The 2938-nt window shown below is 44.9% G+C and carries 4 protein-coding genes; all 4 read right to left on the bottom strand.

Features of this window, described 5'->3' with window-relative positions:
• Positions 1-487: 487 nt before the first annotated feature.
• Entirely contained in the window at positions 488-871 is a 384-nt protein-coding gene (locus tag C230_RS0100615; protein WP_018130156.1) for a MerR family transcriptional regulator, read from the bottom strand.
• Positions 872-1245: 374 nt separating this feature from the next.
• Positions 1246-1506 (bottom strand): hypothetical protein, encoded by a 261-nt coding sequence (locus C230_RS0100605; protein ID WP_018130154.1) that lies wholly within the window; start codon positions 1504-1506, stop codon positions 1246-1248.
• Positions 1507-1636: 130 nt separating this feature from the next.
• Positions 1637-2182, bottom strand: coding sequence for a hypothetical protein (locus C230_RS0100600; protein ID WP_018130153.1), 546 nt, complete (start codon positions 2180-2182; stop codon positions 1637-1639).
• A 417-nt stretch (positions 2183-2599) separates the two neighbouring features.
• Positions 2600-2938 (bottom strand): S-layer homology domain-containing protein (locus tag C230_RS0100595; protein ID WP_026174052.1); only part of this gene is annotated, 339 nt, incomplete at its 5' end.

The raw sequence follows: 2938 nt of genomic DNA, 5'->3' as shown, positions 1-2938 counted from the left end.
ATCTCTCCTGATGCGGTTCAATTCAGCCTGGGCAAAGCCATGGACAGAGAAACTCCAACCCAAAAAGAATTTACACAAAAATCCGGACTTGACCAACATACGAGCCTATCGAACAATCATAAACATGAAAACAAATGAGAAATGAGGCTCACAACGGGCCTCTTCATCCATTCCGTTTCTGAATCCTCCCCTGTCGAACCAGTCCCTCAACATCGCTCTCTGGCCATCGATGCGTATCCCTAAGCTTCAGCGCAGGGATCACGTCTTTGGCCGCCTTCCTCCGCACCGTCGTGCTCGTCGCAAAACAGAGCAGCTAGAATTTAAATGGTGTGGTACGTGGCGGCTCCCCCTCTCAGAACAATTCCGTCGGAGGACTTCCAATTCCTGCAAAACAAAAGAGGACGTCACTTGGCCTTAATTTCTCTGAATGGACCGTGGGTAAACATCTTCGCGATGAATGAATTGACACTTTCACCACCGTTCATCATTATCTCTTATGTTTTCTGATTCTTCCTTCTTTCAACCATCGCCTGAGCATAGTCTCCGGCAATCGGTACGTGTCCCAAAACTTCACCGCTGGGATCTCGCCTTTGGCCGCCTGGCGGAGCACTGTCGTATATACCATCGGGGCGAGCTCGGCTGCCAGGATCTCGCGGACCTCGTGCAGCGTCAGAAAGTACGAGTCCAGATCGACTTTGAGCGGCTCGGCTGTGGTCCGGTGCAGATCCGCTACGGACTTCAGATCGTACCGTGCGAACCGCCGGATCTCGGGATGATCGGCTACGTTGCGGTGCAGGATCCGCAACATGGTGGAATAGTCGATTCGGAACAGATCGGATAGCTCCTTGATCGTACAGTAGATGGGAGACACGATAACCGCCTTCTGATTTCAGAGTTCGCCAAACGCAAGCTTTTTCCTGCAAAAGAAAAAGTGGCCGTCACTAACTGACCTGCCATCATTACGTGCGTATTTTTCTATCGACCAGATTCCGTGTTTGCATCTTACTCTCAATCGAATATCCAGACTCGCCATAATCTTTTCTCCAATTCACTGCGCTGGAACTGATAATCTTCTCATACACGTTTAGATTGATGATCATCCGCCTCTCCCTCTTTACCTTTTCAACATCTTTGCCATTAATCTTATACGTTGGAAACGTTAAAGCCGTTAAAGTAAAGAGAAGATGCTGATGTATTTACGAAAAGGTAGAGGTAAATAGGAAAAAAACCCCTCATCGGGCAAGTTTACTTTTTTGGCGCCTTCCCATCGAGAAATACATCGTTCGTATTCTTCACTTCGTCCTTGTAGATACCCAAAGACCAGATTCCTTTCTTCGCCTCACGCGCCTGCCTTTGCAGTTTCGTGAACAGATCCGCGAATTTCACATTTGGCGGCAACGACAGGCCCAGGGTTTCCGCGATTGCGTGTGCGATCACGTTAGACAGCGTTTTCAGGATGTCGTCATTGCCAATAGCGCAGCCTCCTTTTGCATGACAAAGCCACATTACAACAGGCAGGAATCCTTGTTTCGCTGGTAACGGCCAAATTTGCCTGCTTCTTGCCTCAATCCCGCAGCCCGTAGCTGGTAAAGAATGCGGTGACTCGATTGTGGATGATAGATTATGATAGCAAAATTTATTTTATTAATTCCTTAAGTATATTAATGGATTTTTCCTTATTTTCTAATATTGATGGTAGCATCTTCCAAAATAAAGTAAGTTGATAATCAGGAGATTTTCCGGAAGCTCTTAGTTCCCAAGCTCGTGCTAATAGATCATCACATCTCGTAACACCTACAAAAAAATTCACTAATTCAGTATAGTCATCCTCCGATAATCTAGTAGATATTGTAGATAAATCTGAGAACCAATCTATAGGTGCTATTCTATGTTCAACAGAAAGTATCGTCCCTTGTAAATTCGGAGGCAAATTTTCCTGTGCCGATTTTAAAGATTCTACTAAACCGCAAATTATTTGAATATTTGTTATCAAATTTTTAGATGATTTGTTTATAATTGTTATTTCGTTTCTATCGTTAATATATTGAGTTGCATCGATGCTCTTCTTAGTAGCCTTAACACTTCCTAAATAGCTAAAAACACCTCCAATTATTGCACCGATAATTGCCCCCATAAATCCAATAACAGCCTCATTGGTTAATAGCATTTGCAAATTTTTCATATTTCTTTCTCTCCCTTGCTATTGTATGAATCGTACAAAACAAATCATTTTCGGATACGTTGCAGGATCCAGTCCTGTACGTCGTTCAACACATCAAATCTATTTTCAAGCGTATTCAAAACCGTACCAACTCCCATAATATTCATTTCATCGGAGAGCTTCAAGGCTGGTTTTGAGGATATTACCGCCGTCTTAATATGACGGACCGGGATTCAGACGATTCCGATGACCTCTTCTGACACCCAAATACCCATCCTCCGTGATCCGAATTTTGTTGTCTTTCCATGAAAATTCGGTTTCTGTGGCAGAAATCGAATTTTTCTTCCGAACAAATTAAAATCCTCTTGCAAATGTTTACTCAACTTATTATAAAACACAAAAACAAAAAATGGGAAGCCCCTTCTGGAGCCTCCCGGTTTATTTCCTGGACAAAACATAATCGATCGCCTTTTTGATCGCGGCTGCCAATTCCGCCCGTGTTGGGTACTGATCCGGCCTGAAAGAGCCGCCCGGGTACCCCTTCATGATCCCTTCCTGAATCAAAAACCTGATGGTTGATTCCGCCCAATGACCGGCATAATCCGGACCTGACGATTTCGGTGCGACAGGCGGAACATATGCCACCCCATGAGCCTTGCACACCCCACGCACTATGGACTCGGCCAGACCGTTCAAGAATCCGGTGTCTTTCAATTGGTTTGCATCCGCCGAATCAATAAAGCCGCACTCGAGCAGACACGCTGGCATCACCGTTTC

The sequence above is a fragment of the Effusibacillus pohliae DSM 22757 genome, from assembly GCF_000376225.1.
In the GTDB taxonomy this organism is placed as follows: domain Bacteria; phylum Bacillota; class Bacilli; order Tumebacillales; family Effusibacillaceae; genus Effusibacillus; species Effusibacillus pohliae.
This window is presented reverse-complemented; position numbering and strand designations above follow the sequence as displayed.

Bases quoted from the DNA above. Each gene is read 5' to 3' on its own strand.
- C230_RS0100600 (WP_018130153.1), bottom strand. From the start codon at position 2,182: ATGAAAAATTTGCAAATGCTATTAACCAATGAGGCTGTTATTGGATTT.
- C230_RS0100605 (WP_018130154.1), bottom strand. From the start codon at position 1,506: ATGTGGCTTTGTCATGCAAAAGGAGGCTGCGCTATTGGCAATGACGAC.